At 60.9% G+C, this 24583-nt stretch carries 30 protein-coding genes and 1 tRNA gene; 17 read left to right on the forward strand and 14 right to left on the reverse strand.

Going from position 1 to position 24583, the window contains the following annotated elements:
- Positions 1 to 10 precede the first annotated feature (10 nt).
- From cmk to G9463_RS10470, 7 genes are all read left to right on the forward strand, one after another.
- Positions 11 to 589 (forward strand): (d)CMP kinase, encoded by a 579-nt coding sequence (gene cmk / locus G9463_RS10440; protein ID WP_121303759.1) that lies wholly within the window; start codon positions 11 to 13, stop codon positions 587 to 589.
- Between the two features lie 4 nt (positions 590 to 593).
- Entirely contained in the window at positions 594 to 1484 is an 891-nt protein-coding gene (locus G9463_RS10445; protein WP_165896658.1) for an RNA-guided pseudouridylation complex pseudouridine synthase subunit Cbf5, read from the forward strand.
- A 60-nt stretch (positions 1485 to 1544) separates the two neighbouring features.
- Positions 1545 to 2165 carry a hypothetical protein gene (locus G9463_RS10450; protein ID WP_165896659.1) on the forward strand — a complete coding sequence of 207 codons (621 nt, stop codon included), beginning with the start codon at positions 1545 to 1547 and terminating at the stop codon, positions 2163 to 2165.
- Positions 2166 to 2210: 45 nt separating this feature from the next.
- Positions 2211 to 2402 (forward strand): DUF1328 family protein, encoded by a 192-nt coding sequence (locus G9463_RS10455; RefSeq protein WP_165896660.1) that lies wholly within the window; start codon positions 2211 to 2213, stop codon positions 2400 to 2402.
- 75 nt (positions 2403 to 2477) lie between these two features.
- The gene (locus tag G9463_RS10460; RefSeq protein WP_007189108.1) at positions 2478 to 3158 is read left to right on the forward strand and encodes a nucleotide exchange factor GrpE; all 681 of its coding nucleotides are present in this window, start codon (positions 2478 to 2480) and stop codon (positions 3156 to 3158) included.
- Between the two features lie 164 nt (positions 3159 to 3322).
- Positions 3323 to 5209 carry a molecular chaperone DnaK gene (dnaK, locus tag G9463_RS10465; RefSeq protein ID WP_165896661.1) on the forward strand — a complete coding sequence of 629 codons (1887 nt, stop codon included), beginning with the start codon at positions 3323 to 3325 and terminating at the stop codon, positions 5207 to 5209.
- Positions 5210 to 5516: 307 nt separating this feature from the next.
- The gene (locus tag G9463_RS10470; protein ID WP_370457908.1) at positions 5517 to 5834 is read left to right on the forward strand and encodes a hypothetical protein; all 318 of its coding nucleotides are present in this window, start codon (positions 5517 to 5519) and stop codon (positions 5832 to 5834) included.
- 36 nt (positions 5835 to 5870) lie between these two features.
- Here the strand turns inward: G9463_RS10470 and G9463_RS10475 are convergent, their stop codons facing one another.
- Positions 5871 to 6680 carry a TrmB family transcriptional regulator gene (locus G9463_RS10475; RefSeq protein WP_165896662.1) on the reverse strand — a complete coding sequence of 270 codons (810 nt, stop codon included), beginning with the start codon at positions 6678 to 6680 and terminating at the stop codon, positions 5871 to 5873.
- A 629-nt stretch (positions 6681 to 7309) separates the two neighbouring features.
- On the opposite strand from G9463_RS10475, the gene G9463_RS10480 reads away from it, so the two are divergent.
- Positions 7310 to 7618 (forward strand): HalOD1 output domain-containing protein, encoded by a 309-nt coding sequence (locus tag G9463_RS10480; protein ID WP_004964021.1) that lies wholly within the window; start codon positions 7310 to 7312, stop codon positions 7616 to 7618.
- A gap of 86 nt (positions 7619 to 7704) precedes the next feature.
- On the opposite strand, the gene G9463_RS10485 is transcribed toward G9463_RS10480, so the two are convergent.
- Complete coding sequence (locus G9463_RS10485; RefSeq protein ID WP_165896663.1) at positions 7705 to 8223, reverse strand: hypothetical protein; 519 nt, start codon at positions 8221 to 8223, stop codon at positions 7705 to 7707.
- Between the two features lie 111 nt (positions 8224 to 8334).
- Here G9463_RS10485 and dnaJ point away from each other — a divergent pair, with 111 nt between their 5' ends.
- Positions 8335 to 9489 (forward strand): molecular chaperone DnaJ, encoded by a 1155-nt coding sequence (gene dnaJ / locus G9463_RS10490; protein ID WP_004964030.1) that lies wholly within the window; start codon positions 8335 to 8337, stop codon positions 9487 to 9489.
- Here dnaJ and G9463_RS10495 read toward each other — a convergent pair whose 3' ends face one another.
- Positions 9490 to 9873: a MazG-like family protein gene (locus G9463_RS10495; protein WP_007189112.1), complete on the reverse strand. Its 384-nt coding sequence runs from the start codon at positions 9871 to 9873 to the stop codon at positions 9490 to 9492. It lies immediately after the preceding gene.
- Here G9463_RS10495 and G9463_RS10500 point away from each other — a divergent pair, their 5' ends adjacent.
- Positions 9874 to 10623, forward strand: a complete 750-nt coding sequence (locus G9463_RS10500; protein WP_007189113.1) for a hypothetical protein — start codon at positions 9874 to 9876, stop codon at positions 10621 to 10623.
- Between the two features lie 149 nt (positions 10624 to 10772).
- The gene (locus G9463_RS10505) at positions 10773 to 10958 is read left to right on the forward strand and encodes a hypothetical protein (protein WP_004964038.1); all 186 of its coding nucleotides are present in this window, start codon (positions 10773 to 10775) and stop codon (positions 10956 to 10958) included.
- 810 nt (positions 10959 to 11768) lie between these two features.
- On the opposite strand, the gene G9463_RS10510 is transcribed toward G9463_RS10505, so the two are convergent.
- Positions 11769 to 12518 (reverse strand): hypothetical protein, encoded by a 750-nt coding sequence (locus G9463_RS10510; RefSeq protein WP_007189114.1) that lies wholly within the window; start codon positions 12516 to 12518, stop codon positions 11769 to 11771.
- Positions 12519 to 12646: 128 nt separating this feature from the next.
- On the opposite strand from G9463_RS10510, the gene G9463_RS10515 reads away from it, so the two are divergent.
- Entirely contained in the window at positions 12647 to 13306 is a 660-nt protein-coding gene (locus G9463_RS10515; protein ID WP_004964043.1) for a halocyanin domain-containing protein, read from the forward strand.
- Positions 13307 to 13321: 15 nt separating this feature from the next.
- Here the strand turns inward: G9463_RS10515 and G9463_RS10520 are convergent, their stop codons facing one another.
- The gene (locus tag G9463_RS10520) at positions 13322 to 13852 is read right to left on the reverse strand and encodes a type II toxin-antitoxin system RatA family toxin (RefSeq protein ID WP_121303954.1); all 531 of its coding nucleotides are present in this window, start codon (positions 13850 to 13852) and stop codon (positions 13322 to 13324) included.
- Positions 13853 to 13993: 141 nt separating this feature from the next.
- On the opposite strand from G9463_RS10520, the gene G9463_RS10525 reads away from it, so the two are divergent.
- Together G9463_RS10525 and G9463_RS10530 are read left to right on the forward strand one after the other, a co-directional pair.
- Complete coding sequence (locus tag G9463_RS10525) at positions 13994 to 14269, forward strand: helix-turn-helix domain-containing protein (RefSeq protein WP_004964048.1); 276 nt, start codon at positions 13994 to 13996, stop codon at positions 14267 to 14269.
- 127 nt (positions 14270 to 14396) lie between these two features.
- Positions 14397 to 15470, forward strand: coding sequence for a tubulin/FtsZ family protein (locus G9463_RS10530; protein WP_165896664.1), 1074 nt, complete (start codon positions 14397 to 14399; stop codon positions 15468 to 15470).
- Between the two features lie 39 nt (positions 15471 to 15509).
- Here the strand turns inward: G9463_RS10530 and G9463_RS10535 are convergent, their stop codons facing one another.
- The 3 genes from G9463_RS10535 to G9463_RS10540 all read right to left on the reverse strand — a co-directional run bounded on the left by G9463_RS10535 (position 15510) and on the right by G9463_RS10540 (position 17731).
- Positions 15510 to 16853: an alkaline phosphatase family protein gene (locus G9463_RS10535; RefSeq protein ID WP_165896665.1), complete on the reverse strand. Its 1344-nt coding sequence runs from the start codon at positions 16851 to 16853 to the stop codon at positions 15510 to 15512.
- Between the two features lie 87 nt (positions 16854 to 16940).
- On the reverse strand, positions 16941 to 17066 hold the full coding sequence (locus G9463_RS24330; protein WP_004593838.1) for a hypothetical protein: 126 nt from the start codon (positions 17064 to 17066) through the stop codon (positions 16941 to 16943).
- 131 nt (positions 17067 to 17197) lie between these two features.
- Positions 17198 to 17731 (reverse strand): inorganic diphosphatase, encoded by a 534-nt coding sequence (locus G9463_RS10540; protein ID WP_007189117.1) that lies wholly within the window; start codon positions 17729 to 17731, stop codon positions 17198 to 17200.
- A gap of 297 nt (positions 17732 to 18028) precedes the next feature.
- Between G9463_RS10540 and G9463_RS10545 the strand changes: the two genes are divergently transcribed.
- Entirely contained in the window at positions 18029 to 18388 is a 360-nt protein-coding gene (locus tag G9463_RS10545; RefSeq protein ID WP_007189118.1) for a PadR family transcriptional regulator, read from the forward strand.
- 84 nt (positions 18389 to 18472) lie between these two features.
- On the opposite strand, the gene G9463_RS10550 is transcribed toward G9463_RS10545, so the two are convergent.
- Genes G9463_RS10550 through G9463_RS10560 form a run of 3 tightly spaced genes read right to left on the reverse strand, consistent with a single transcriptional unit; the run spans position 18473 to position 20059 of the window.
- Positions 18473 to 19027, reverse strand: coding sequence for a rnhA operon protein (locus G9463_RS10550; protein WP_165896666.1), 555 nt, complete (start codon positions 19025 to 19027; stop codon positions 18473 to 18475).
- Positions 19020 to 19616 (reverse strand): ribonuclease HI, encoded by a 597-nt coding sequence (rnhA, locus tag G9463_RS10555; RefSeq protein WP_004964067.1) that lies wholly within the window; start codon positions 19614 to 19616, stop codon positions 19020 to 19022. The genes G9463_RS10550 and rnhA overlap by 8 nt, the downstream gene beginning before the upstream one ends.
- A gap of 47 nt (positions 19617 to 19663) precedes the next feature.
- Positions 19664 to 20059 carry a hypothetical protein gene (locus G9463_RS10560; RefSeq protein WP_004964070.1) on the reverse strand — a complete coding sequence of 132 codons (396 nt, stop codon included), beginning with the start codon at positions 20057 to 20059 and terminating at the stop codon, positions 19664 to 19666.
- 100 nt (positions 20060 to 20159) lie between these two features.
- Between G9463_RS10560 and nreA the strand changes: the two genes are divergently transcribed.
- Positions 20160 to 21449 carry a DNA repair protein NreA gene (gene nreA / locus G9463_RS10565; protein ID WP_121303773.1) on the forward strand — a complete coding sequence of 430 codons (1290 nt, stop codon included), beginning with the start codon at positions 20160 to 20162 and terminating at the stop codon, positions 21447 to 21449.
- Positions 21450 to 21494: 45 nt separating this feature from the next.
- Here nreA and G9463_RS10570 read toward each other — a convergent pair whose 3' ends face one another.
- The gene (locus G9463_RS10570) at positions 21495 to 22346 is read right to left on the reverse strand and encodes a DUF4013 domain-containing protein (RefSeq protein ID WP_121303774.1); all 852 of its coding nucleotides are present in this window, start codon (positions 22344 to 22346) and stop codon (positions 21495 to 21497) included.
- A 446-nt stretch (positions 22347 to 22792) separates the two neighbouring features.
- Between G9463_RS10570 and G9463_RS10575 the strand changes: the two genes are divergently transcribed.
- On the forward strand, positions 22793 to 23221 hold the full coding sequence (locus G9463_RS10575) for a low molecular weight phosphatase family protein (RefSeq protein ID WP_121303775.1): 429 nt from the start codon (positions 22793 to 22795) through the stop codon (positions 23219 to 23221).
- A 148-nt stretch (positions 23222 to 23369) separates the two neighbouring features.
- Here the strand turns inward: G9463_RS10575 and G9463_RS10580 are convergent, their stop codons facing one another.
- Both G9463_RS10580 and G9463_RS10585 read right to left on the reverse strand, forming a co-directional pair.
- Positions 23370 to 24224 (reverse strand): hypothetical protein, encoded by an 855-nt coding sequence (locus tag G9463_RS10580; protein ID WP_165896667.1) that lies wholly within the window; start codon positions 24222 to 24224, stop codon positions 23370 to 23372.
- A 250-nt stretch (positions 24225 to 24474) separates the two neighbouring features.
- A tRNA-Ile gene (locus G9463_RS10585) sits at positions 24475 to 24548 on the reverse strand.
- Between the last annotated feature and the right edge of the window lie 35 nt (positions 24549 to 24583).

A 24583-nucleotide genomic window follows, 5' to 3' on the forward strand; every position in this document is an offset into this window, starting at 1 on the left:
GAACATCTCTATGTTGATTACCGTCTCCGGCCCGGCCGGCAGCGGCAAGAGCACACTTGCCAAGAGTCTGGCCGACGCCCTGAACTACGAGCACGTCAGTGGCGGCGATATTTTCCGCTCGCTGGCCGAAGAGCGCGGGATGACACCGCTCGAGCTGAACAAAGCCGCCGAGGAAGACGACCAGATCGACCGTGATCTGGACCGCCGATTGCGTGATATTGCTGCCGAGCGCGATGACCTCGTGCTGGAGTCCCGACTCGCTGGCTGGATGGCGGGCGAGTACGCCGACATGAAACTGTGGCTGACTGCGCCGCTGGACGTACGCGCCGACCGCATCGCGACACGGGAGAACAAGCCCTTCGAACAGGCAAAGACCGAAACCCGAGAGCGTGGCGACAGCGAGGCCCAGCGCTACAGCGACTACTACGACATCGACTTCGACGACCTCTCTATCTACGACCTGTCGGTCAACACCGCTCGCTGGGACCCACAGGGAGTCCTGAGCGTGACGCTCCACGCTGTCGAATCATACAGCCCCGATGGCGACGAGGGGAAGGCACCGGTCGAGAACGTCCGGTACGAGTTCTGAGCCGATGACACTCCGTGCCCCGCCCGACGAACGGGACCTCGATTCGCTTCGCTCGTTCGGCGTCGTCAACCTCGATAAGCCACCGGGCCCGTCAGCCCATCAGGTCGCGGCTTGGATTCGCGACGCCACTGGCCAGGACCGGGTCGCCCACGGCGGAACGCTCGACCCAAAGGTGACCGGCTGTCTGCCCGTGTTGCTCGGCGACGCCGCTCGGATGGCGCAAGTGTTCGACAACGCCGTCAAGGAGTACGTGACGGTGCTCGAACTCCACGACCAAGCGCCGGCCGATATTGCGGATATCGTCGCCGAGTTCGAGACAGACATCTATCAGAAACCTCCTCGAAAGAGCGCAGTGAAGCGCCAGTTGCGTTCCCGCCGGATTCACTCACTGGGTATCCTCGAACAGGGGGACCGGAGACTGCTGTTGCGGGTCCGGTGTGCGTCGGGGACCTATATCCGGAAGCTGTGTCACGATATCGGGCTGGCGGCGGGGACCGGCGCACACATGGGCGACCTCCGCCGGACGGCGACCGGCACCTTTGACGACGGATCGCTGTCGACGATGCACGACCTCGTGGACGCGCTGGCCTTTGCTGCAGACGGGGACGAAGCGCAACTGCGCGAGATTATCCAGCCCGCAGAGCGTGCGCTGTCCCACCTGCCACGGGTCACAATTGCGCCCAGCGCCGCCCGCGAAGTCGCCGAAGGCGCGCCGGTGTATGCGCCGGGCGTCATCGAGACCGGCCCGGCAGAAGTGGGCGACGCGACGCCTGAGATAGATTCACAGGTCGTCTCTGTCACGCCCGACGGGGCTGCGGTCTGCCTGGGGACGCTCGTCAGCGACCCAGACGCCGACAGCGGCCTCGTTGTCGAACTCGACCGCGTGCTGGTGTGAGAACGGCGGCCCCAGCCGCCCCGCGGGAAAAACTAAGACCGTCTCCCACATATTGCTAGCATGGACCGATGGGTCGATCCCAACGAGGCCGACCCGGCGCAGTGGCGTGGAACGGGGCCGTACGACGACCTGCGCCGGGGCGCTGAGACGGTCTCGGTGCTCGAACGCGCCTTCCGGACGCCGTTGCCGTATCAACACGAGGTCGACATCCACCACGACGACGGCGTCGCCGAACAGTTCCGGTCCAGCGAGTACGAGCATGCACGTATCATCTACAACAGTGGCGTAGACGCCAACCAGCGGATCAAACTCCTCACCCGCGGAGTGCTGTGGGGCGGCGGTGAGACACACCAGCGGTTCCAGGCGCAGTACCGCCGACCGCCGCCACCGACTGAGACCGTTCCGTTCGGGGAATATACCGTCTGGAGTCGGTACCAGTACGGGACCATCGAGCGAACTGACGACGGATTGACCTTCACGAAGAACGAGGCGGAGCCGGACGAGTCGCTCCGGGAACTCGACTGGACAGCCCTTTTCGACCCGGTGCAAGAACGGCTCGCTGAACTGGAGTTAGTTCGGAACCCGTCGTTCAGCAAGTACCGTCTCGAAGAGTTCGACGAGTGGGCGACCTACCGGACGCGGTTCCAGTACGACCCAAGCGCGTTTGCTGTTGGTCCCTGATTAGGGGATATATAATAAACTGAGATGGGGGCGCTACATACCGTCATGAAGCACATACTAACAGTGGTCCCGCTCCAGTCCGGCGGCGGGTTCCTCGAACTGGCGCTGTTGTTTCTCGTCCTCGCTGTTGTCGCCGGATTGGCCGGGCTGCGTGGCGTTGCGGGGCTCAGTATGCGAATCGCGAAGATCCTCGTCGTCGTCTTCCTCGTTCTGATGGTCGTTAGCTTCCTCCTGTGACACCAGCTTCGGTTCGGAGTGTCAGCGTCACGCCGTTTCTGAATCCTTTTATCCACGTGACGACTTCTATCGGGTATGACCGAGCAGGACGCAGCCGACGACACGGCCGCGACGGAGGAGTCGACCGCGAGCGAGGCGCAAGCGGACGGTGACGCGGATCTCGAGGACGTGCCCGAGGACGTCAACGCGGACGAGGTTGACCTAGGCGAGTTCGACACCGACGAGGACCTGGTCGACCGGGTCGCCGAATCGGACCCCGAAGACATCGCTCGGGAACTCTCCGCGCTACGGACGCGCGTAGACAGTCTCGAATCGCAGGTCGAACAGCAGGACGGTGACATCGAGGAGCTAGAGGAGAAGCTCAAGCGCAAGCAAGCGGAGTTCCAGAACTACAAGAAGCGGATGGACAAGCGCCGCGAACAGGAACAGAAGCGTGCCACCGAGGACCTCGTGACGCGCCTGCTCGACGTTCGAGACAATCTTGAGCGTGCGCTCGGACAGGACGAGGACACCGATATCAGAGGTGGAGTCGAATCCACGCTTCGCCAGCTAGACGATGTCCTCGATGCCGAGAACGTCGAAGTCATCGACCCCGACCCCGGCGGAGACGTCGACCCGACACAGCATCAGGTGCTCGCCCGCGTCGACAGCGACCAGCCGGACGGGGCAATCGCCGATGTCCACCGGCCGGGCTACGAGATGGCCGACAAAGTGCTGCGCGAGGCACAGGTGACCGTCAGCGAGAGCGAGGAGTAGCGGGCACTCCGGCGGTATAGCGGTCGTATTGCGGTACATTAAATAATCACCGGTCAGGGAAGTCCACCGAGTATAAAACCGCCCGGAGGAGGCCCCTTTGTCCGTTTTTCCAATCAGTACATCTAGCAACTTTTAACCGGCCCAATCCGCTATGAGCGGGTAAGATGGCGAGCAACAAGATTCTGGGTATCGACCTTGGGACCACGAACAGCGCGTTCGCGGTCATGGAAGGTGGCGACCCTGAAATCATTGTCAACGGTGAAGGCGAGCGGACGACACCCTCTGTCGTTGCGTTCGACGACGGTGAGCGGCTTGTCGGGAAACCGGCGAAGAACCAGGCGGTAAAGAACCCCGACGAGACCATCCAGTCGATCAAGCGCCATATGGGCGAAGACGACTACTCGGTCGAACTGGACGGGGAGGAGTACACACCCGAGCAGGTCTCGGCGATGATCCTCCAGAAGATCAAACACGACGCTGAGGAGTACCTCGGCGACGAGATCGAGAAGGCCGTTATTACGGTCCCGGCGTACTTCAACGACCGACAGCGCCAGGCAACCAAGGATGCCGGCGAGATCGCCGGCTTCGAGGTTGAACGAATCGTCAACGAGCCGACGGCGGCCGCGATGGCCTACGGGCTCGATGATGAATCCGACCAGACCGTCCTCGTGTACGACCTCGGGGGCGGCACCTTCGATGTCTCCATCCTCGACCTCGGTGGGGGCGTCTACGAAGTTGTCGCGACCAACGGGGACAACGACCTCGGTGGCGACGACTGGGACCACGCCATCATCGACTACCTCGCAGACGAGTTCGAGGCCGAACACGGCATCGACCTCCGCGACGACCGGCAGGCGCTCCAGCGCCTGACCGAGGCTGCCGAGGAGGCCAAGATCGAGCTCTCCTCGCGCAAGGAGACCCGAATCAACCTCCCGTTCATCGCGACCACCGACGACGGTCCGCTGGACCTTGAGCAAAAGATCACGCGCGCGAAGTTCGAGTCCCTCACAGAGGATCTCATCGAGCGCACCGTCGGCCCGACGGAGCAGGCGCTTGCCGACGCGGACTACACCAAAAGCGACATCGACGAAGTCATTCTCGTCGGTGGCTCGACGCGGATGCCGCAGGTGCAGGACCAGGTCGAAGAGATGACCGGGCAGGAGCCCAAAAAGAACGTCAACCCCGACGAAGCCGTCGCGCTGGGCGCAGCCATTCAGGCTGGCGTCCTTTCGGGCGATGTAGACGACATCGTCCTGCTCGATGTGACGCCGCTGTCGCTGGGTGTCGAGGTCAAGGGCGGCCTGTTCGAGCGACTCATCGACAAGAACACCACCATCCCGACCGAGGAATCGAAGATCTTCACAACCGCTCAGGACAACCAGACACAGGTCCAGATCCGTGTCTTCCAGGGCGAGCGTGAAATCGCCGAGGAGAACGAACTGCTCGGCGCGTTCGCGCTTTCGGGCATCCCACCGGCCCCCGCAGGCACGCCTCAGATCGAGGTGTCGTTCAACATCGACGAGAACGGCATCGTCAACGTCGAAGCCGAGGACAAGGGCTCGGGCAACAAGGAGGACATCACCATCGAAGGCGGTGCCGGCCTCTCCGACGACCAGATCGAGGAGATGCAACAGGAGGCCGAACAGCACGCCGAAGAGGACGAGCAGCGCCGCGAGCGCATCGAAGCGCGCAACGAGGCCGAGGCGTCCGTCCGCCGCGCCGAGACACTCCTCGACGAAAACGAGGAGGAGATCGACGAGGACCTCCAGTCCGATATCGAGGCGAAAATCGAGGACGTCGAGGAAGTCCTCGAAGACGAGGACGCCACGAAAGAGGACTACGAGGCGGTCACCGAGACCCTGAGCGAAGAACTGCAGGAGATCGGCAAGCAGATGTATCAGGATCAGGCCCAGCAGGCCGCAGGCGGTGCCGCGGGCGCTGGTCCGGGTGGCGCTGCCGGACCGGGCGGCGCAGCAGGCGGCGCGGCCGAGCAGGGCGAGGAGTACGTCGACGCCGACTTCGAGGACGTTGACGAAGACGACGAAGAGTAAGTCGGTTTCATTCCCCCGGTAGACGTCGGCTGAAGGCGCGGACGACGGCGACGACGGGTAATCGGCGTCGTCCGCTCAGCGGTGTAACCCAATCGCCGAGCTCGCAGAATAGACAGACTATCTTTCTCGGAAGGGATCGACATTTGCCACGCATGCGGTGAATCGGTAACAGCGGCCGTTCCGAGCCTCTATTGTGTGATCCGGACACAGAAGCCCCGGATTCGTTTCGTTCACCCTGATATTCAAAACAATAAGACATAATGAAAATGTCACACATATATTCGATAGCCGAGCGTACGGCCGCGCAGTGAGCAATCAAAAACAGATTCAGCCACAGTGTTTGAGCGCGCAACTCGACGCGGTGGGACACGAGGACCGCCGTCAGGTACTATTCGCGTTATGTGATGCGGAGCGGTGGCGGCCAACTGTCTCCGAGTTTGACGGCGGTCGGACGCCAGTGGGAGAGCCGGCAATCCCGGCGGAACTCTATCATCGGCAGCTCCCGAAACTGGCAGAGATGGGGCTCATCGAGTGGGACCGGGAAACGCACTGGGTAACACGGGGCCCGGAGTACGACCGGGTCCGGCCGCTCCTTGCGTTTCTCTCCGATCATTACGACGAGTGAGAGAAGCGGGCGGTGACGGCCCGCGCACATGGCTTGTTAGTCTTGCTCTAGTGGGGTCATCTCCACGACGCCCTGCGAGAGGAGACGGCGTGCGATGACGATGAGCCCGTTTCTGAGCCCGGTCGCGAAGATGGCCTGTTCGTCGCCAGTCTGTGGGTTGATTGAGCTGACGAGCATAGTCGACCGGTCGACAAGCAGGAGTCGTCCGACAGCAGCGTCCTCCTCAGGTATCATTTCACTGTGGAGCCAGTCCAGTTCGGACAGGAACGCAGTGGCGCGTGGGATTTCCTGTTCCACGCGGTCCCGTATCGAGGCGGACCCAGTCCCGACAATGAGGTCTGCATTCGGGTCGAGCGAATTGAGTTGCTTGATTAGCGGCTCGGTGAGGACCGCTTCGGAGCCGATGACGAGGACCACTTCGTCGGTCGCGTCCGCGCTGATCGCCGCAGCGCGGTTCTCAATAGCGTCGGACCCGGAAAGCGACCAGACCTCCTGTAGCTCAGCCTCGTCATTGTCGGCTTCGATGCGTCCCATCTCACTCAGTGCGGACTGGAGGCGCTCGATACGCTCTTCGTACTGATCGCGGAGCGTTTCGGTGGCCTCGGAGAGCGGGACGGCCCGGAACTGCTGGGGGCTCGAATGCTGGACTTCGACAAGCCCCTTCGCTTCGAGAATCCGAACGGCATCGTAAACACGCGTCCTCGGGACTTCAGTTACCTCGCTCAATCCTTTCGCCGTGCCGCTGGACATCCGAGAGAGCCCCACAAAACACTTCGCCTCGTACTCTTTCAAACCCAACTCCTGTAGTAAACTTACCGCTTCTTCGTGTGTTGCATCAGATGTCATGTGTCCCAACCTTCATCTCGGTGGAAGCCGAGGATATGTAGGAAGATGACGCCCACAGGTAAAAGACGTTGTTACTGCTACATTGCCGGCTCTCATCGGAGTTAGCGCTGCTTGATGGGGCCACAGAGCGTATTGTGGCAGTCCGGACTCGGTTGTCGCACGTGCTGATCCACGTGTCGGTCGCGTCGGCGTCCTGCCCTTGTTTACTCAGTTAATCACACAACTGTTATACCTCGGTCCGGAGTAGAGGTACTTGGCACGCGGCATCCTATGTGTCCCAACCACATCTGCTGCGTGCCTCTTTCAGAAAAACTGCCCAGACAGGCATCAGGGAGTGCGTTTAGAGTGATACTCAGCCGGACGCAGTCGTGTCAGACACGCTACAGCAGCTATTTCACTGGCAGTATTTCGTCTGTAGTGTCATTTCTTGGCGGAAACGGCCGACAGAGAAATACAAGTTTAGCGGACAGCTACTGTATCAGCTTGCAATCATAAAGGACTGTTCACATCCAGCAGTGAAAGCTTTCTATCAGCGTTTACTCGATAATTAGGTAGACACTTCACATATCATAATTACAACTTATTGATTGACAGTAGAATTAAGTTGTTTGGTCAACATATTGCTAGTAATGAGTGGGTCCGACAGGCGGCCCGACGGGACATCCGACAATCCGGACACGCTCCACGCGGAGTTCGACTGGAACACAGTCTCACCGTCAGTAGCGGTCGTACAAACGGTTGCAATCGCAGCTGGGCAAGAGGCGATAGAGCTATCACCCCTCATCGAAACGCTCGATCCGGACGCGCTTGACCAGCTATTTGTCCATTCGTCAGGGCCGGACAGCGCCGTATCACTCTCGTTTCAGCTGGGTGATTACGGAGTGACTGTGACCGGAACCGGAGACGTGTATGTCCACACTGGACCCGTCGGTCCGTGACGACACACGGAACAGGAGCACCGCCGCAAACGGCCGGGGACGCTTCCCAGAAATGCCATAACGGGCCACCTGAGGAGGGGGAACAGTCAGCCAGTTTTGTTACCGAGCGTTACTGTATCGAGCGTCGTTGTCCGCTCGTCCGGTGCACCGAGTGGCCGGCCAGTCCAGCGGACCGCAACGGTGTCGCCGCTGTCGAGGTAGAAGCCGACCGAGGCGTCGCCGTCGAGATAATTTCCGTCACCATTCGAGTCCACGCGCGGGTCGTCAACAACGACGCTGTCGCCGGGCACGACGGGCAGCCGTTCTGCCTCGGCCCACGTTAGTGTGGTAGAGCGGTTCCGGTCAGCGTCAGTGACGATGAGCGCCAGCGCGTGCGTACTGGTGTCCGTGAGCCGGTCCCCGCCGGCGTGGGTAAGCGTGACCGTTCCCGCCTCGGCGTCGAACTGGCTGTCGACGGTGACCGACGGCGACGCCGTCCGCAGGTCCGCACCGGGGCCGACGACGAGTGCAACAAGCCCGACGACAGCCAGCGCCGCGAGCCCCCAGACTGCGACTCGCTCGACCGTGACGAGACCCCGATGCCCACGAGACGACTCAGGACTCATTGCTCGAATCCTCCCCCGGCACAAAAATAAGCGCCCCGGTACGGGTCGAACACGACTAGTCGGCAACCCGTTCTTTTGAAGTAGCTCAATCGTCTAAGCCTTGTACAACGAATGAGTCAGGATTTCTACGAGATACTGGGTGTCTCTCGAGACGCCTCCGAAGACGAGATTCAGGAGGCCTATCGGGAGAAAGCCCGGGAATACCACCCGGACGTGAGCGACGACCCCGACGCCGAAGAGAAGTTCAAGCAGGCCAAGAAGGCCAAAGAGGTCCTCACCGACGAGGAGAAGCGCCAGATGTACGACCAGATGGGCCACGAGCGCTTCGAACAGGCCGAGAAGCGCGGCGGCGCTGGTGGTGGCGGCGGCCGCGGTGGGATGGGTGGAGACCCGTTCGGTGGCGGCGCTGGCGGCTTCGATATGCAGGATATCTTCGACCAGTTCTTCGGGGGCGGCGGCCGCGGCGGACGCGGTGGCAGCCGACGGCGGCAGGGGCAGGACCTCCAGACGCGACTGGAAATCGACCTCGAAGAGGCCTACAACGGCGCGACGAAGCAACTGAACGTCACCCGGCCGGAAGCCTGCGACGACTGTGACGGGGCCGGGCATCCGCCGGGAGCCGACTCGGAGACCTGTCCGGAGTGTAACGGCCAGGGCCAGACGACGCAGGTCCAGCAGACACCGATGGGGCGGGTGCAGCAGCGGACGACCTGCCGCCGGTGTGACGGCGAGGGGACGCTGTACGACGAAACGTGTTCGACCTGCCGGGGCAACGGCGTTGTCCAGAACGATGCGAGCCTCGAAGTCGAGATTCCGTCCGGCATCGCCGACGGGCAGACACTCCGGATGGAGCGCGAGGGCGCGCCCGGGGAAAACGGCGGCCCGAACGGCGACCTGCTCATCGAGGTACAGGTCCGCGACCACCCGGACTTCGAGCGCGACGGCGACAGCTTGCAACACCAGCAGGCCATCTCGTTCCCGCAAGCAGTGTTCGGTGACACCATCACCGTCCCGACGCTGGACGGCGAGGTGGAAGTCGACGTGCCAAGCGGCACCCAGAGCGGCGAAGTGTTCCGACTGGAGGGCAAGGGGATGCCGCGGCTCCGCCGCCGCGGCCACGGCGACCTCTACGTGCAGGTACAGGTCGTCACACCCGACAGCCTCAACGCCGAACAGAAGGAGGCCCTCGAACAGTTCGCGGAGGCCGGCGGCGAAGAGGTCGATGTCGATGAAGGCTTCTTCGAGAAACTGAAGAACTCGCTGTAGTCAGTCCCCGCTTGCCGGCGTCCCGCTTGTGCCTGATTGTCCCTCGTATTTCGCCAGCGCCGACGAGAGCGCGGCATCGGCGTCGACATCGAGTTGTTCACATAGCGCGAGTAGTGCAAATAGAGCGTCGCCGAGTTCGTCTTCCCGTATCGATAGTGCCGTCAAATCGGTGCCGTAGCCGGTCGTTTCGTTGACCTGTGCCGCGATGTCGCCGAGTTCAGCCACCACGTCAAGCAACCGGTACGCGGGCGGCGTGTCGATGTCGCTGTGCCTGAGCACGTCGGCAACCTGTTGCTGTCGTTTCATTTCTAGAGCGTGGGGATAGCCACCCACATCGGCTTTGTGGCCGCGCTGTTTTTCATCGGTGGGGCCGAACGACGACATATGCAGGTACTCGGTGACCTTGTCGCGCAGGCCCGCGACCGCGACGGCGTCCTCTTTCGTTCGCCGGAGCGGGCGGCGCCGTACAGTTACTCCGATTTCGCCACGAACGCCTGGAAAGGCGGGAATCTGCTGCGACATTACGGGGTCCGGCACGGGACGCGGGTCGCCGTCGTCGTCGGTCCGAAAGAGCCGACCGACGAGGACCGACCGGGCTACCTTCGGGACGCCCCGGACGCACTGCTTGCCTTTCTCGCAGCGGCGCTCGACGGCGCGGTCGTTGATATGGACCCGCCGAATGCAGTCGACGCGACGGCGCTCGTCGCGCCAGCGGCGTGGCTCGACCGCTACACGCAGGGACCGGGGACCAAGGGGCTGGCCTACGGTGGCCCGGTCGATGACCCCACCATTGCCCAGTTCGAGCGAGAACTGTGGAGCGAGAACCCACTTCAGCCGCCGGGCGAGGTCGCGCCCGACGACGCTGTTCTGGCGGCCGACAGAACATACACGCACGGCGAACTCATGGCCGAAAGCGGCCGTGTCGTTGCCGACTACGATATCGACGCGGAGACGACCGTCGCGCTTCGGGCACCGATGACGACTGCGGGCGCGGTTGTCGTCGGACTGCTTGCACCGATGCGGACCGGTGCGACGGTTGTGTTCGGCGGCAACGAGACTGCGGATATCGCTGTTGCCGATGGAGACGCGCCCGAGGAAACCGTTGTTCGGCCGGACGACGCGACGCCGTCGTAGCGACCGGGCAGACGTTCGTCAGCAGTGTACTTCACGGGTACGCAGTACTCATCGTGTTGGTGCGGGTGAAGAACCGAACCGCTGGCCAGTCAGTTGATCGACGCTGTTGCTTTCTTAAAGAATTTATTTGTCCGGCTACAATCGGATGTATGGATTTTGACTTTGTGCCCGCAGTGGCCCCGCTCGTCGTAATCGTCGCTATCGCAACGGTCGGGCTCACGTCTGTGATGACTCTCTCGACGGTCTTGATGATGGTTCTGCCCTCGATGATTGTGTTCTCGGTCGTCGCGTTCTTCCTCGGAATGAAGCACGGCGAATTCCGCGCCAGTCCGTAGCGGTCTTTTTCGGTTCACACAGCCCGCAGGGCAAGTCACCGCAACCCCGAGTTGCGCCGATTCAAAGTGACTGATGTGACCGGTACGCGCCGTCGATGTGACAACCAGAAGGCAGATACGCACAGAAGGAAGTCCCTTGTAGTGTGAATATCCGTCCGCTTCTTACGGTCATTCTCATCATTGTTGCCGGCATCGTCGTTTCAGCGTTCTTGTTTCCCGCTCTCTCACACCTCAGTGGCCCGCCCGACGTAACGACATCTGACACGCTAACGATTGATCCATCCGTTCCAGCCCCGTATCAGGGAACGAAAGCGGAACCCACGACCGTCATCCGAGTTGATGGAGCTGGAGATAGGTTGCCAATTCAGATCTGGAATGATAGCCCGGCGAGCCGAACTGTCTCTGTCGAATTACTGCATAATGAGAGTTCCTCCTCAGTCGTAACCCAGACAGAAACACTTCCACCGAACGGGACACTTTGGTTAGAAATTCGGTCTCCGGGCTACCTTCTCAAGATAACCGACGAATCAACACAGACGACTGGTACGTACCCAGTAACGACTGATCATTTCGACTGTAATTCCCGGTTTGCAGAAGTCCGTATTGACGACACCGGAAACATCGATTCTCAGACAGTTTCTACAACTATGGGCTGCTGATGCTGGTCACTGTACTACCCAGTACGTCCTCTGTCTCCATCACGCGCGGTTCGGACAAGTTCCGGCCATACACCACTATTTCAGAAACATCTTGCCGGCTTCCATCCCATCAAGAACAGGAGCCAGGGTCGTCTACACGGTGGCTTTGCAGTCACTCGGTTGGGCGGACGAAGTCCGCAAGCGTCACCAGCAGGCCGAGCACCCACCCCAGCGGGATGGAGATACCGAGCCAGATGATGACGTAGGCGATGCCTTCCCGATCGAAGTTCTCGATGAAGAACTCCGCGACACCGACAGTGGCCAGCACTTCGTAGAGGAACCACCGGGACAGCGAGTCGCTCGCGGGGATGACGACCGAGGCGACAGTCGTTGAGTACAGCGCCGCGACGACCGGCGGGAGGAAGATGGCCGTCATAGCAAACGGATATGCCAGCGCGACCGTCGTCCCGCGACCGCCGACCCGCCGGAACGTGACAGCGAGCGCGGCCGACAGCGTCGCAACCCCGCCGGCGACAGCGACAGCGGTGAACCCGCCCGACACGAGGTCGATACTCCCAGGCTCGAACCGGGCAAGGGCCGCTAAGCCACCCCAGGCGAGGACAGAAAGTAGAACGACACCGACAACGCCCAGGCGGGTCGCCGTGCCGTCAATGCGGCGGGTCTGGTAGCGCAGGACGACGCCACACAGTACCAGCGGATACACCAGCGCGATGACTGGGACACCGAGCGCAGACCAGAGACGGTAGAGGGCCATCCCGAACGCGGAGTCCGGTGTCCACGTCCCGAGAACGGTGTCGTTAGCGTTTCGCTGGCGTGGATACACGAGCTCCATCCACGTTTCGTGTAACCGATTGAGGTCGATACGGATCCCGCCGACGACCCCCTGGCTTCCGGTAGACATACCGGTGGTTTCGGTCTACCGGCGTTAAATGTTTCACGGCACCCGCGGCTGTTGTGATGCCACTGTGAAAAGTACGGCCCCGATTCGAAACCGACATATTCAGGACGGGGAGTCCCAAACGGTCAGGTATGACAGACGGTAGAGCGGACGTGTCCCGTCGCGGCTTCCTGCGGACAGCGGCAGGGGCCACGGCTGCGTCGGCCGCAGCAGGCACCGCGACCGCACAGGAAGGCACCGAAGGTGGCGGCGGCGGGCCGCCGGATTTTGGTGGGTTCCTCGACCAGGTTGGCAACTACGATGGCTCAGTCGCCGATGCAACCGGACAGGACACGGCGACGGTAGAAGTCGGCGTGCAGGCAAACGGCGGGGCGTTCGGCTTCGGCCCACCCGCGATCCACGTTGACAACGGTGCAACGGTCCAGTTCGAGTGGACGGGCAACGGCGGCGGCCACAACGTCGTCTCGGACGGTGAGGGTCCGCTTGACTCCGGGAGCGCCGTCTCTAGCGCCGGCGTCAACTACGAGCACACCTTCGAGGAGGACGGCATCTACCCCTACGTCTGCGTGCCACACGAAGGGCTCGGCATGAAGGGAGCCATCGTCGTCGGGACGGACTACCCGACGAAGTCTTCCGGCGGCGGCGGCGGTGGTAGTGGGAGTTCCGGCCCTCCCGAAGTGCCAAACAGCGCGAAGACGCTCGGGGTTGCAACCTCGTTCGTGATGGTCGCGACGCTCGGACTCGCGTACTTTTTCATCCGGTACGGCGGCGACTACGAGACGCCCGAGTAGCGGTCCCTCGCCGCGTTATACCGAATCCGGACCGGCATGAATCTCCAGATCGACATCCCGCTCCTGCCCTTCAAGATCCTCGACGACACGTTCGACGATTTTGGTCGCCTCCTTGCGGATGAGTGGCTTGACTTTCTCGATTACCCAGTCCATCGAAACGAGTCGGGGAAGGTCGATAGCGCTGTCTGAGGCCGACCCCGGGTCGAACGCAACGTGAAATCGCACCCGTGAGGCCGTCTGCTCGTCCGCCAGAACGTCGTCCGGATCAGGCTCGACCGCCCAGTACCCTTCGGCATCGATGTCTTTGACGATCCGCCAGTCGATACGCGTCGGCGGCGAAACGTCAGTCACCTCCGACCGAGCGGTGTAGGAGAGCTTCCACCACGAGAATACGAGGTCGTAGTTCGTCCCCGGCGAGCCGTCGCCGTCCTGTACCACGCGGTCGAGATATTCGGAATATCGTGCGTAGCCCGGAAAATCCAGCAGAAACTCGTACACCTCTTCGGGTGGGGCATACACGACTGTGCTGACCTCGACTTCGTCCACGTCTGTGACACCGGATGTACCGAAGGTAAACTTTCGGGCATAGACTCCGTCCGCGGCCGCGTTTTTTGCCGAAACATTTCCACAGAGCATAATAGCGAACAGAAAATATTATCACTCTGTATTGGATACAATGGAAGTACCATGAGCGCATCCGATATCCAATCCGCTGATGCTGACAGCGAGGACGAGGACAGTGGATGGGACGCCGTCCGCGATCTCCCGCCGAGCGCAAAACTCGTCGCGAAAGTCTTGGAGTACAACGAGACCCTGACCCAGAGCCAGCTCGCCGAGGAGACCCTGTTGCCGCCGCGGACAGTCCGGTACGCTCTTTCTCGCCTCGAAGATGTCGGCGTCATCGACTCCCGGTTTTCGTTTTCCGACGCGCGTAAGCGGATCTACACGCTCCGGGTCGAGTAACCACCCGACGCGCTTCAGGTTAAGGAACCACGTCCGCCATTCCACGCCAAGGGCCGCTTCACCTTCTTTGTCGCCCGTTCACAGTGTGAGGACAACGTTGATTAGTCACCCTCACGAGACATTTGATATGAAAGTCGTCCTGATTGGTGTCGGGCAGGCTGGCGGGAAAGTAACCCAGTCGCTTGCCCAGTTCGATTACGACATGGGGTTCGACGCTGTCCGGGGGGCCCTCGCCGTTAATACGGCGCGAGCCGACCTCCAGAATCTCGATATCGACACGGCCCTCATCGGACAGGACCGCGTGAAAGGTCACGGCGTTGGCGGTGACAACGAGCTCGGGGCGCAGGTTATGCAGGAGAACGCCACCGAAGTGCTCGACGAACTCGACGGTCGAATTACGACCGAAGCCGAGGCCATCGTCGTCGTTGCTGGACTCGGCGGTGGCACCGGCTCCGGTGGCGCACCGATGCTCGCCCGCGAACTCAAGCGCATCTACGAGAAGCCGGTGTACGTCCTCGGCATTCTTCCCGGCCGGGACGAGGGCGGCCTCTACCAGGCCAACGCCGGTCGCTCGCTCAAGACCGCTGCCCGCGAGGCAGACTCCCTCCTCCTCGTCGACAATGACGCCTGGCGGGGCAGCGGCGACAGCGTCGCCGCCGGCTTTGAACGCGTCAATGACGCCATCTCACGGCGCGTCGGCCTGCTGTTCGCCTCCGGCGAAGCAGTTGAGGGGGTCGGCGAGAGCGTCGTCGACTCCTCGGAGATCATCAACACACTCAGGGGCGGCGGCATCGCCTCTATCGGCTACGCCAGCGCCGAGGCCAGCGAGGATGCCGGCGAGAACGTCAACACTATCACCAGCGTTACCCGGAAAGCCCTCCTTACGAGCATGAGTCTACCCAACGCGGTCAAGGCTGACTCCGCCCTCCTCGTCGTCGCGGGTGACCCCGAACGCCTCTCGCGGAAAGGCGTCGAGCGAGCGCGCCGCTGGGTGGAAGACCAGACCGGGAGTATGGAGGTCCGGGGCGGGGACTTCCCGCTCGGCTCCGATAAAATCGCGTCGCTCATCGTCCTTTCGGGCGTCGAACGGTCCGAGCGGGTCAACGAGTTCATGGAGCGCGCCACAGAAGCGGCGAACTCACAGGGTGGAACGACCGACCCGGACGAGTTCACGAACGACCAGCTGGACGGACTGTTCTAACGGTTTAAATAGCAGAATTTCTCGGTCGCAACAGGAGCCTCAGGCGAGGCTACTGCCGTCGAACTTTGCGCGGTCGAAGTCGTGGTCGAGCAGGTCGAGAATGGTCGGCGCGATGTCGTAGAGGTCGGCGTCGTCGATGCGAACATCCGGGTCGTCGACCATGAGCGTCGCGTTGTCGAAGCTGTGCATACCGTTTCGCGGCCCGACGCCGAACACGTCCTCGGAGCCCTTGAATCCGGCCTTCAGGTCGAAGCCGTGGTTCGGGACGACAGTGAGGTCCGGTGCGATGTCGTCGTGGTCGCCGCGGTAGGCGTCTTCTTTGGTGACGACACGGTCTGCGACGGGCTTGCCGTCCGGGCCCTCGAGCGCTTCGAGTTTTTCTTTGAGGTCCGCGCGGACAGACTCGTACTCGTCTTCGGGGACGCCGCCGTTCGGTTCGCGGCCCTCAAGATTGATGTAGAAGCGGCCGGGGATAAGCGAGTAGGCCTTGGTGTCCTCGCTGATGTCGCCGAGTTCGGAGTGGTCATCAGTCGCGTAGTCGAGCCACCCTTCGTCCTGAAGCCACTCGTTGAAGTGGACCTCGTAGTCGAGCGAGGTGAAGCCGTGGTCCGAGGCGACAACCATCGTCACGTCGTCGGGGAGCCGGTCGCGCAGGTCGCCGAGATACGCGTCGACTTGCTTGTAGAACTCAAAGAAGGCGTCCTGGTTCTCGCCGTCGCGCTCATAGTCCTTGAAGAGGAAGTGGTTGACCCGGTCCGTGGTCATGAACACGCCGAAAAACAGGTCCCAGTCGTCCTGTTCGACGTAGTGTTTGAACGTCTCGTAGCGCTTTTCGAGCGTCTTGTGAGCGTCTTCGACGAAGTCGCTTTTGTCGTCGTCGTGGCCGAGTTTGGCGTTGACATCGATACGGTAGTCGCTGTCCTGAAGGTTGTCACGGAGTTCGTCCGGGTAAGCGGCCTTGTCCACGCCCGGTGAGAGGAAGCCCGAGACCATCCGCTGGACGTTCCGCTGGGGTGGGAACGTGACCGGCACGTTCAGGACCGTGGCATTGCGGCCATCGTCTGTGATGCGGTCCCAGAGGCGCGTCGCCTGCACGTCGCGTCCCATTGGGACGTAGGTGTCGTACGAACCGACTTCGCGGTCCTGGAACCCGTAGACACCCGTTTGGCCGGGGTTAACACCGGTCGTCAGCGCTGGCCAGCAGGCGCTAGACTCGGGAGGGACGATGCTGTCAATGGGGCCGGCGCTTCCGTCCGACGCCATCTCGGTGAGGTTCGGGAACACGTCGGGGTGTTCGTCGATAAGACTGAACGGTACGCCGTCAATGCCGAAGAAGGCAACACGCGGTGCGTCGTCGCCCTTCAATCGGTCGAATAATCCCATACTGTCTGTTAGTCAGGTCAGGAACAAGAAACTTCTTTTCGGCGCCGCGTCACCGAAAGCGGCAAAATAATCGACACAGCCCAACGGTCAGGACGACTGGTCCGCGTTCTCCGGAACCACCGTCAGATGTGCGATTCCGGGTGTCGACCGTCGCTCGACTCGCGGAACAACAGTCGTGTGGTCCAGCGCTGCGTCGGTGTCATCAGTAGCCATACACGTACCGATAGCGGTTACACGGACAAAAAATTACCCATGCTCATACATAATCGGAGGTACCTGCCGGTATTACTTCTGGAAATACACCGCCAACGGAACAAAAACCGCAAAAGATGGTCCCGGACGCGTCAGTTGAACTCTTCGTCGTAGAGTTCCTGCGCGTGGACGATAGCGTCCTTTGCGGCTTCTTTGTCTTCCCAGCCTAGCGTCTCGACTTCTTTGCCCTCTTCGAGGTTCTTGTACGTGGAGAAGAACTCGTCAATCTCGTCGAGGGTCTGCTGTGGGATGTCGTCGAGGTCCTCGATGTGGTCATAGCGCGGGTCCTCAGTCGGGACTGCGATGACCTTGTCGTCCTGCTCGCCATCGTCGTCCATCTTCATCAGGGCGACAGGGCGGGCCTCAATGACACAGCCGGGGAACGTCTGGTCTTCGACGAGGACGAGCACGTCGAACGGGTCCTCGTCGTCGTAGTACGACTGCGGGATGAAACCATAGTCGGACGGGTAGTGAACGTTCGAGTGAAGGACACGGTCGAGGACGACACCGGGAATGTCCTTCTCGTACTCGTACTTGTTACGCTCGCCTTTCAGGCACTCAACAACGGCGTAGATTTCTTCGGGGGGGTTCGGTCCGGTTTCGAGGTCTTCCCAGAGGTTCGTCATCACCGGCGACTGCGCGACGCCGTCAAAAAGTCCTTTCGTAATAGCCGCAGCTATTCGGTATTATGCCCTATATAACCCAATAATATCTAACTATAGATATATTCTTAGATTACACTTACCACCTGTAAACGACAATCTGAAAGCAAATTAATCGGAAACTCAATTCAACTGAGGGCGCATAATATAATTTTTCCGATACTACTGTAGCTGCTAGTTGTATGGTGGTTAATGCCCCACAGCAGGCGTTGTGCGCCAGAGTTAACAAGTGTTAAATAGCTTGCTGACATTTACTCAACTATGTCAGAGGCACAAACAGTTACTGACAGTCCGGGCATCGCAAAAGATCTTACCGCTTTTCAGCAGAATATCCTAGTAATACTCGCTGAAGAGCCGCGGTATGGTCTCGCTATCAAGCGCGAACTAGAAGAATACTACAACGACGAAGTCAACCACGGTCGCCTGTACCCGAACCTCGACGACCTCGTCGAGATGGGTCTCGTCGAGAAGAGCGAACTCGACAAGCGAACGAACCAGTACTCCCTGACAGAGTCGGGCAAGGATGCAGTCCTTGACCAGCTCGGATGGGTGTTCGGAAAGTTCATCTCCGATGACGGCCGAGCCGACGAACTCCGTGATCTGATCGCGGCGCAGCAGTAGATTCGCACCTGGGCACCTGCGAACTACTGTTAACCACTTCTTAACAGCAGACAAATACTGCTCACCGGCAGGTGTACCAGACGATTATGCGTCAGGAGCGCGACCACCGGCTTCTTCGACAGTGAGACGGATCGACTGGTCGAGAACCGACCGCTGTTCCGCAGTTGGCCACGCATTTCGTCGGACATAGTCGTCTCGAAACTCCTGAATTTCGTCCGGCGTCGCCTCCGAGATCGGTTTCGCGTAGTGATTACCCATGAAATCAGCGAGCAACTCCGCGTTGGCGCCGTGTGTCTCACCGTGTGCTTCGGTAACGGCTTCAACGACAGCGCGGTTTGCAGCGTCGATCTCTGCCCACTCGTCCGGGTCGCCGGGGCCTGAAAGCCGTATCTCGACGCCTCGGTCGATGTCGTCGACCCGCTCCGGACGGATGACGTCATCATCGACCCATTCGACGGGATGGCAGACGAGTACGTCACCCGTCTCGTCGTTTCTGATACGGGCAGTGTAGTCGTACTCCGCGAGGATTTCGTCGCGTTCAGTCCTGTAGGCGTCGGCCTCGGCATCATCAACTACTTCGCGAGCGAGCCTGGTCAGCCGTTCGGCCTGTTCGGTCACATCTGTCGGCAGGTCAGTCATCGTCGAGTGCGTCGTTAGCTAGTTCGTCTGCACGGTCGTTTATTTCCCGCGGAACGTGCTCGATCTGCCAGTCGTCAAAGTCTGTCAGTAGCTCGCGGACACGGACACGGTGCTCGCGCAGTTCGGGGTCGTTCGTATCCCACTCGCCACGGACCTGTTTGACGATAAGCTCTGAGTCACCCCGGATATGGACATCGTCAAATCCGTAATCGCGTGCGACTTCAACCGCGCGGATGAGCGCCTTGTACTCCGCCTGGTTGTTTGTCGCCGTTCCTATCGTTTCTCCACCCTCCGTGACAATCCCGCTGTCGTTGACCAGCACGTAGCCGACCGAGGCTGGTCCCGGGTTACCCCGCGATGCGCCATCAAAATATGCATGGACGCGCCCGCCGTCAGTGCCGCGCAGCAGGGCCTCAAGTCGTGCGGTCCCCTCACCCTGCACGACGACTTTCCCGTCGTAGGCGACCGCTGTCGCGCCGCCGTATTCGACGCGCCAGCGCTCGTGGTCAGTGTTCCCCTGTTGGATGTCGAGTCCCGCGTCCGCCAGTCGCTCGCGGGCCGTCGTCTCGTCGCATTCGATAACCGGCATCGTCCGAGGGTGGCTGACCCGTCGGTATAGACGTTGTGGTCGGCCCGTCAGTTCCCGGCGTTTCTGCTGATTCGCTCAGCACCAGTCTGTCGACTCTCCTCACTGCCGAGCACCCGACCCAGAACACCAACCAGCCCGCCGACAGTGACGACGGCACCAGCGGCGAACATTACTGACAGAATGGGGTCGACAGGCTCAATGAGGACGGGTGAGAGAAACAGGACAATACCGGACAGGACAGCTATCGCCGCTGCGAGAGGGCTTGCCTGTTTCCCCGATGAGACCCGATAGGTGGAATGTGCGAGCGTGAGGGCCGCAAGTTCTCCGACGAGAAGGTTGACCAGCGCCTGCTCATACGCGACTGGAATGACCGCCGAGACGAATACGACAGCCATGCTGACCAGCGTCGCGCCGAGCAGGAACCACTTCGTTGTATTTGTCATGATTTATATCACCTGTTGTTACTCAATCCGGCCCTGTAAGAGTTGCTCTCTCACGGACCGCCGGAAAGGTTCTTATCGGGGAGGGCCGAAGGCGTGACAGATGCAACTCGACGAGTTCATCGAGGGGTTCGAGGAGGACGAAGCCGCACAGCGGCGCCGCCTTGCGGCGGAGAAATCCTACGCCATCACGGACCACCTTGAAGACGTCGAGCAGCAGTTCGAGGCAGCAGTGCAGGGCGATTCCCTGTTCGGATCGACGGCCCCCGAGATATTCGTCGGTCGGTCGGGGTACCCCAACGTCTCAACGGGCCTGCTCTCTCCAGTCGATACCGACGCCGCCGCTGCCGGGTTCGCAACCAGCGGCGACTGGTATCAGGAGGGGCTTGGCATCGAGGACGTACTCCAGCGCCGGACCGGCATGGTGAACTCCACCCAGACCACGTCAGTCGATTCGGTCAGCGCCGGTGGTGGGCGCGGTACCAGCGGGGTCCACGACGTCTGGAACGGTTTCGTCGGCGTCCAGCGGGAAGTCGCCATCGCGGATCATCCCGTCGACGTGGAGGTCGGTCTCGACGGCACTCCCGAGATGGATGTGAACTTCGACGATGTTGGGACGCCAACGGGGCCACGGGCACACGCGACGGGTGCGGACCTGGCGGAGAACCCCCACGTCCCCCGGCCCGTCGAAAAGACGCTGTCGGACGACGACTGGCGCGCGGAGGGTGCAATGGCGTACCTGTACCGCCGCGGGTTCGACGTGTACGATATCAACACCATCCTCTCGGCAGGCGCGCTCGGGCAGGCCAGCGAGCGGTCGCTGGTGCCGACACGGTGGTCGATTACCGCCGTCGACGACACGGTCGGGCAGTACGTCCGCGGCACGCTACGCAACGCCGACACCATCGACAAGCCGGAGTTGTGGTACAACGAGTACATGGGAAACCGCTACTGGGTGGTGCTTGCGCCCGGCCGCTGGGAGTTCGAACTCGTCGAGATGAAAGCCCCCCAGAGCGTCTGGAACCCCCGTCCCGAGACAGGCTACTACATGTCTAGCGCTCACGAGGGCTACGAGGGACGGACCGCCTATGTCGAGGAGACTGCGGGAGCGTACTACGCGGCACGCCTCGGTGTCCTCGAACACCTGCAGGAGCGCGACAAACAGGCGAAGTGTCTGGTACTGCGGGAAATCACCGACGACTACTGGGCACCAGTCGGCGTCTGGCAGGTGCGTGAGGGCGTCCGGAATGCGTTTGACGGCGAACCCGGGACCGCACAGTCCTTCCGGGAGACACTGACAGCTATTGCCGACCAACTCCCCGTCAGTCTCGGACAGTTACGGCGCAAGTCCGAACTCGTCGCCGGGTTGCAGTCGCAGTTGAGCGACTTCTGACGATATTTTGCGTTACAGGTGACCAGCCATGTCGGGTGACTGCTATCAGCGTTGCCCGCTGTCACTGTCACTGACATCGTCCCAGGCCGAAGTGCCGAATCCGTCATCGTCGGTATCGCTACTCCAGCTCGAGTCATCGGCGTAGCTGTCTCCCGTCGGCTCATCCACGCCTGTCGTGGCTGGTCCGGACCTGTGTGTCCCGCCAGTCCCAGTCGTGGGTGCAAGCGGCGGTTCACCGTACTCCTCCTCGTATGCGTCCGCGAAGCCACGCCCCCAGACGTACATGATCGCGGACTGACCGACGAACGCGAGGAACGGAACTGCAAGGTAGCCAATGATGGTGAATCCCAGAACGGTCGCTCCAACGGAGATGAGGATGTTGACCCCAAACGCCATCACCACAGCCATCAGCATCGTTCGGCTCGTGCCGACAGACCAGAGAACATCACGGTCAAAGCCCGCAGCGATACTGTCCGCCCGGACGAAGTTCCCCGTCGCAACGGGCAGTATCACTGCCATTGCGAGAACGCCGATAAGGTAGAGCAAGGCGGCGACGAGAAAGCCCACGAGCAGCAATCCTTCAGAGCCGCCGAGTCCACCGCCGATCACCAGCAGGCCCGGGACAGCAAGCGCGAGCGTGAGCAACAAACCGTACCCCATAACGACAACGGTATGTCGAATTCCGTCAACGGTTATGTCGGTCAGATCCAGTTCGTCCCAGGCCGGCGGCGTGTCAGTCTCGCCCCTGAGGACCCGGCGCATCACTTTGAGCATGTATCCCTGAAACGTGAACAGCGGAACGATCAAAAAGCCGAAAAACAGTACAACCCCACCGAGGGCAACGCGTTTGACCCAGTCGTCGCCCTGTGTCTGGTAGCGAAGTGCGTCCTCTATCATGTTCAGTCAGTCTTGAGATAGGTTCAAATAAGTTGTGTAATGATTGAAAGCTGCGACCCAGACATCGCAGCTCTTGGACCAATTCAGCACGGACAACGGCGTGGCTCAGGGTCGGTCGGTCCCGTGTGGCGAGACCTCAACAAACGCCGGGGTATCGACACCTCCAGCGCAAACTGGGCATCCAACAACCAACAGGCGCTCGCGGACGCCACCGTCGACCGTTGCACACGCATCACACTTCGGGCACGTGAAGCGGTACTCCGGCATATACTCAGGCACGGACTTGGATAGCCGAAGGAACTGTCCCCTCAGTGTGAAGGGTCTATACGCACGTGAGAGCGTCCCGCTCGCCAGCCGCGACTGCCGTACGGTAGACGGTCTCAGTTATATAGCCCACAATAGTGGTCTTAGGAAGGATTATTCCACTCGCTCGGTACGGTTACACGATGACTGATGCACCGCTGAAGTTCGGATTCGTCTGCGTCCAGAACGCGGGCCGAAGCCAGATGTCCGCAGCGTTTGCCGAGCGGGAGCGCACCCGTCGCGGACTCGAAGATGCGGTCGAAATCCTGACCGGAGGCACAGACCCCGCGGACGAAGTGCACCCGGAGGTCGTCGAAGCGATGGGTGAACTCGATATGGACCTCTCTGACCGGGTTCCGCAGGCAGTTTCGAACGACGAACTCAACGAGTGTACCGTCGTTGCGACAATGGGATGTTCGACGCTTGAACTCGACGCCGATGTCGCAGTGCGCGACTGGGCGCTAGAGGACCCGCACGGGCAGCCAATCGAACAGGTCCGGGAAATCCGAGATGCGATCGAAAAGCGTGTCGCCGACCTGTTCGACGAATTCACCGACAGCAGTATCAGTTGAAACGAGTGACACATTGAGCGCACTGCTCTCGTGCGATCAGGTGTACATTGAATTTCAGTGGCTACTATAACCGATACCTGCTGCAGACGCTGAAGTTAGAGCGGTCCGATGCGCCGGCCGAGTCGCCTTAGTCCTTGACTGCTGACTATCACTCGACGTACGTGAGATACTCGACCTGTTCGTACGCCAGAAGCCACGTCCCGTAGCTATCTGTGACCTCGATCCCTTCGTGTTCCCGAATGCGGTCAGTGACTGACCGGAAGGCCTCGTCATCCTGAAAGTAGCCGCCGTCAATCGCTTCTTCAACGACTTCTCGTTCGGCTTCGGAAAGGCCCGTAAGGGTGAACAGGTACTGGTCTCGGATCTGGTCAGCAAACGAGTCGACACCCGACGCAACTTCCGTCGCTTCGTACCGGTATTTCGTCTCTGTTGTCGTTCGTGTGCTGACCGTCACCCGGTAGCGGTCGCCGTCGTGGACGATAATATCGTACTGGCGCTCCGGAACGAACGCCGACCCGTCACCCACTTCCGCGGCGGTTCCGTATCCGATACCCACATCGTATCCGTCCCCGCTGGGCGGGTTGTCGTCTGAAATAATTGGGTCAAGGCGCTGGCGGTCCACCGCCGGTAGCTCCTCATAGGCGATTTCACCGATTTCAGCCGTCGAATCAGCCGGGTCGAAATCGATTCGCACCTCGTACACTGTCACTTCGTTGCTCTCAAGTGGCGTCTCCGAAACTTCGTAGAAGGTCTCATCGATCCGGACGGTATCTATCTGGTCGAACAGTTCGTTTCGGCCCCGGCGCGTCGCGGAGCCGTTTTCGATGGCCGCTGAGACAACCGTGTATTCCGCCGATTCGGAGTCAGGCGATATCGAAACTTCGTCGGCGATGTCGGCCGCTGTCGCGTCGTCCATGTCCAGCACGTCGGAGGGATGGCCACAACCAGCGACAGCAGCCGAGAGGAGGACTGTGCCGCCCGCGAGGAACTGGCGTCGTCGCATACAGCTACTGACAGACAACTGGAAGGAAAGCCTTCCGGGTGTGTTTTTGCCGGTCGGAATCGCGAAGGCAGGCTCACCCGTGATAACAGCCTGAGCCGTAGTAAACGCCAGACGGCGGCAGGGTCCGCAAGGTTCCCTTGCGAGTTGATAAATACTTCCTTCAACGGCACTTTTCAATTCCGCCGAAATCAGCGAACTACAGCGCTGTAGCTCCGGTTTCGGTAAAGCCAACAACGGGAAGAACTCGGTATGGGCCAACGCGGATTTGAACCGCGAACCTCCCGGTTATCAGCCGAGCGCTCAACCTGATTGAGCTATTGGCCCAACGCATTCTTTTGTACCCGAGGGGTATTGAAAAG

It is taken from the genome of Haloarcula sp. JP-Z28 (genome assembly GCF_011440255.1).
Lineage (GTDB): Archaea > Halobacteriota > Halobacteria > Halobacteriales > Haloarculaceae > Haloarcula > Haloarcula marismortui.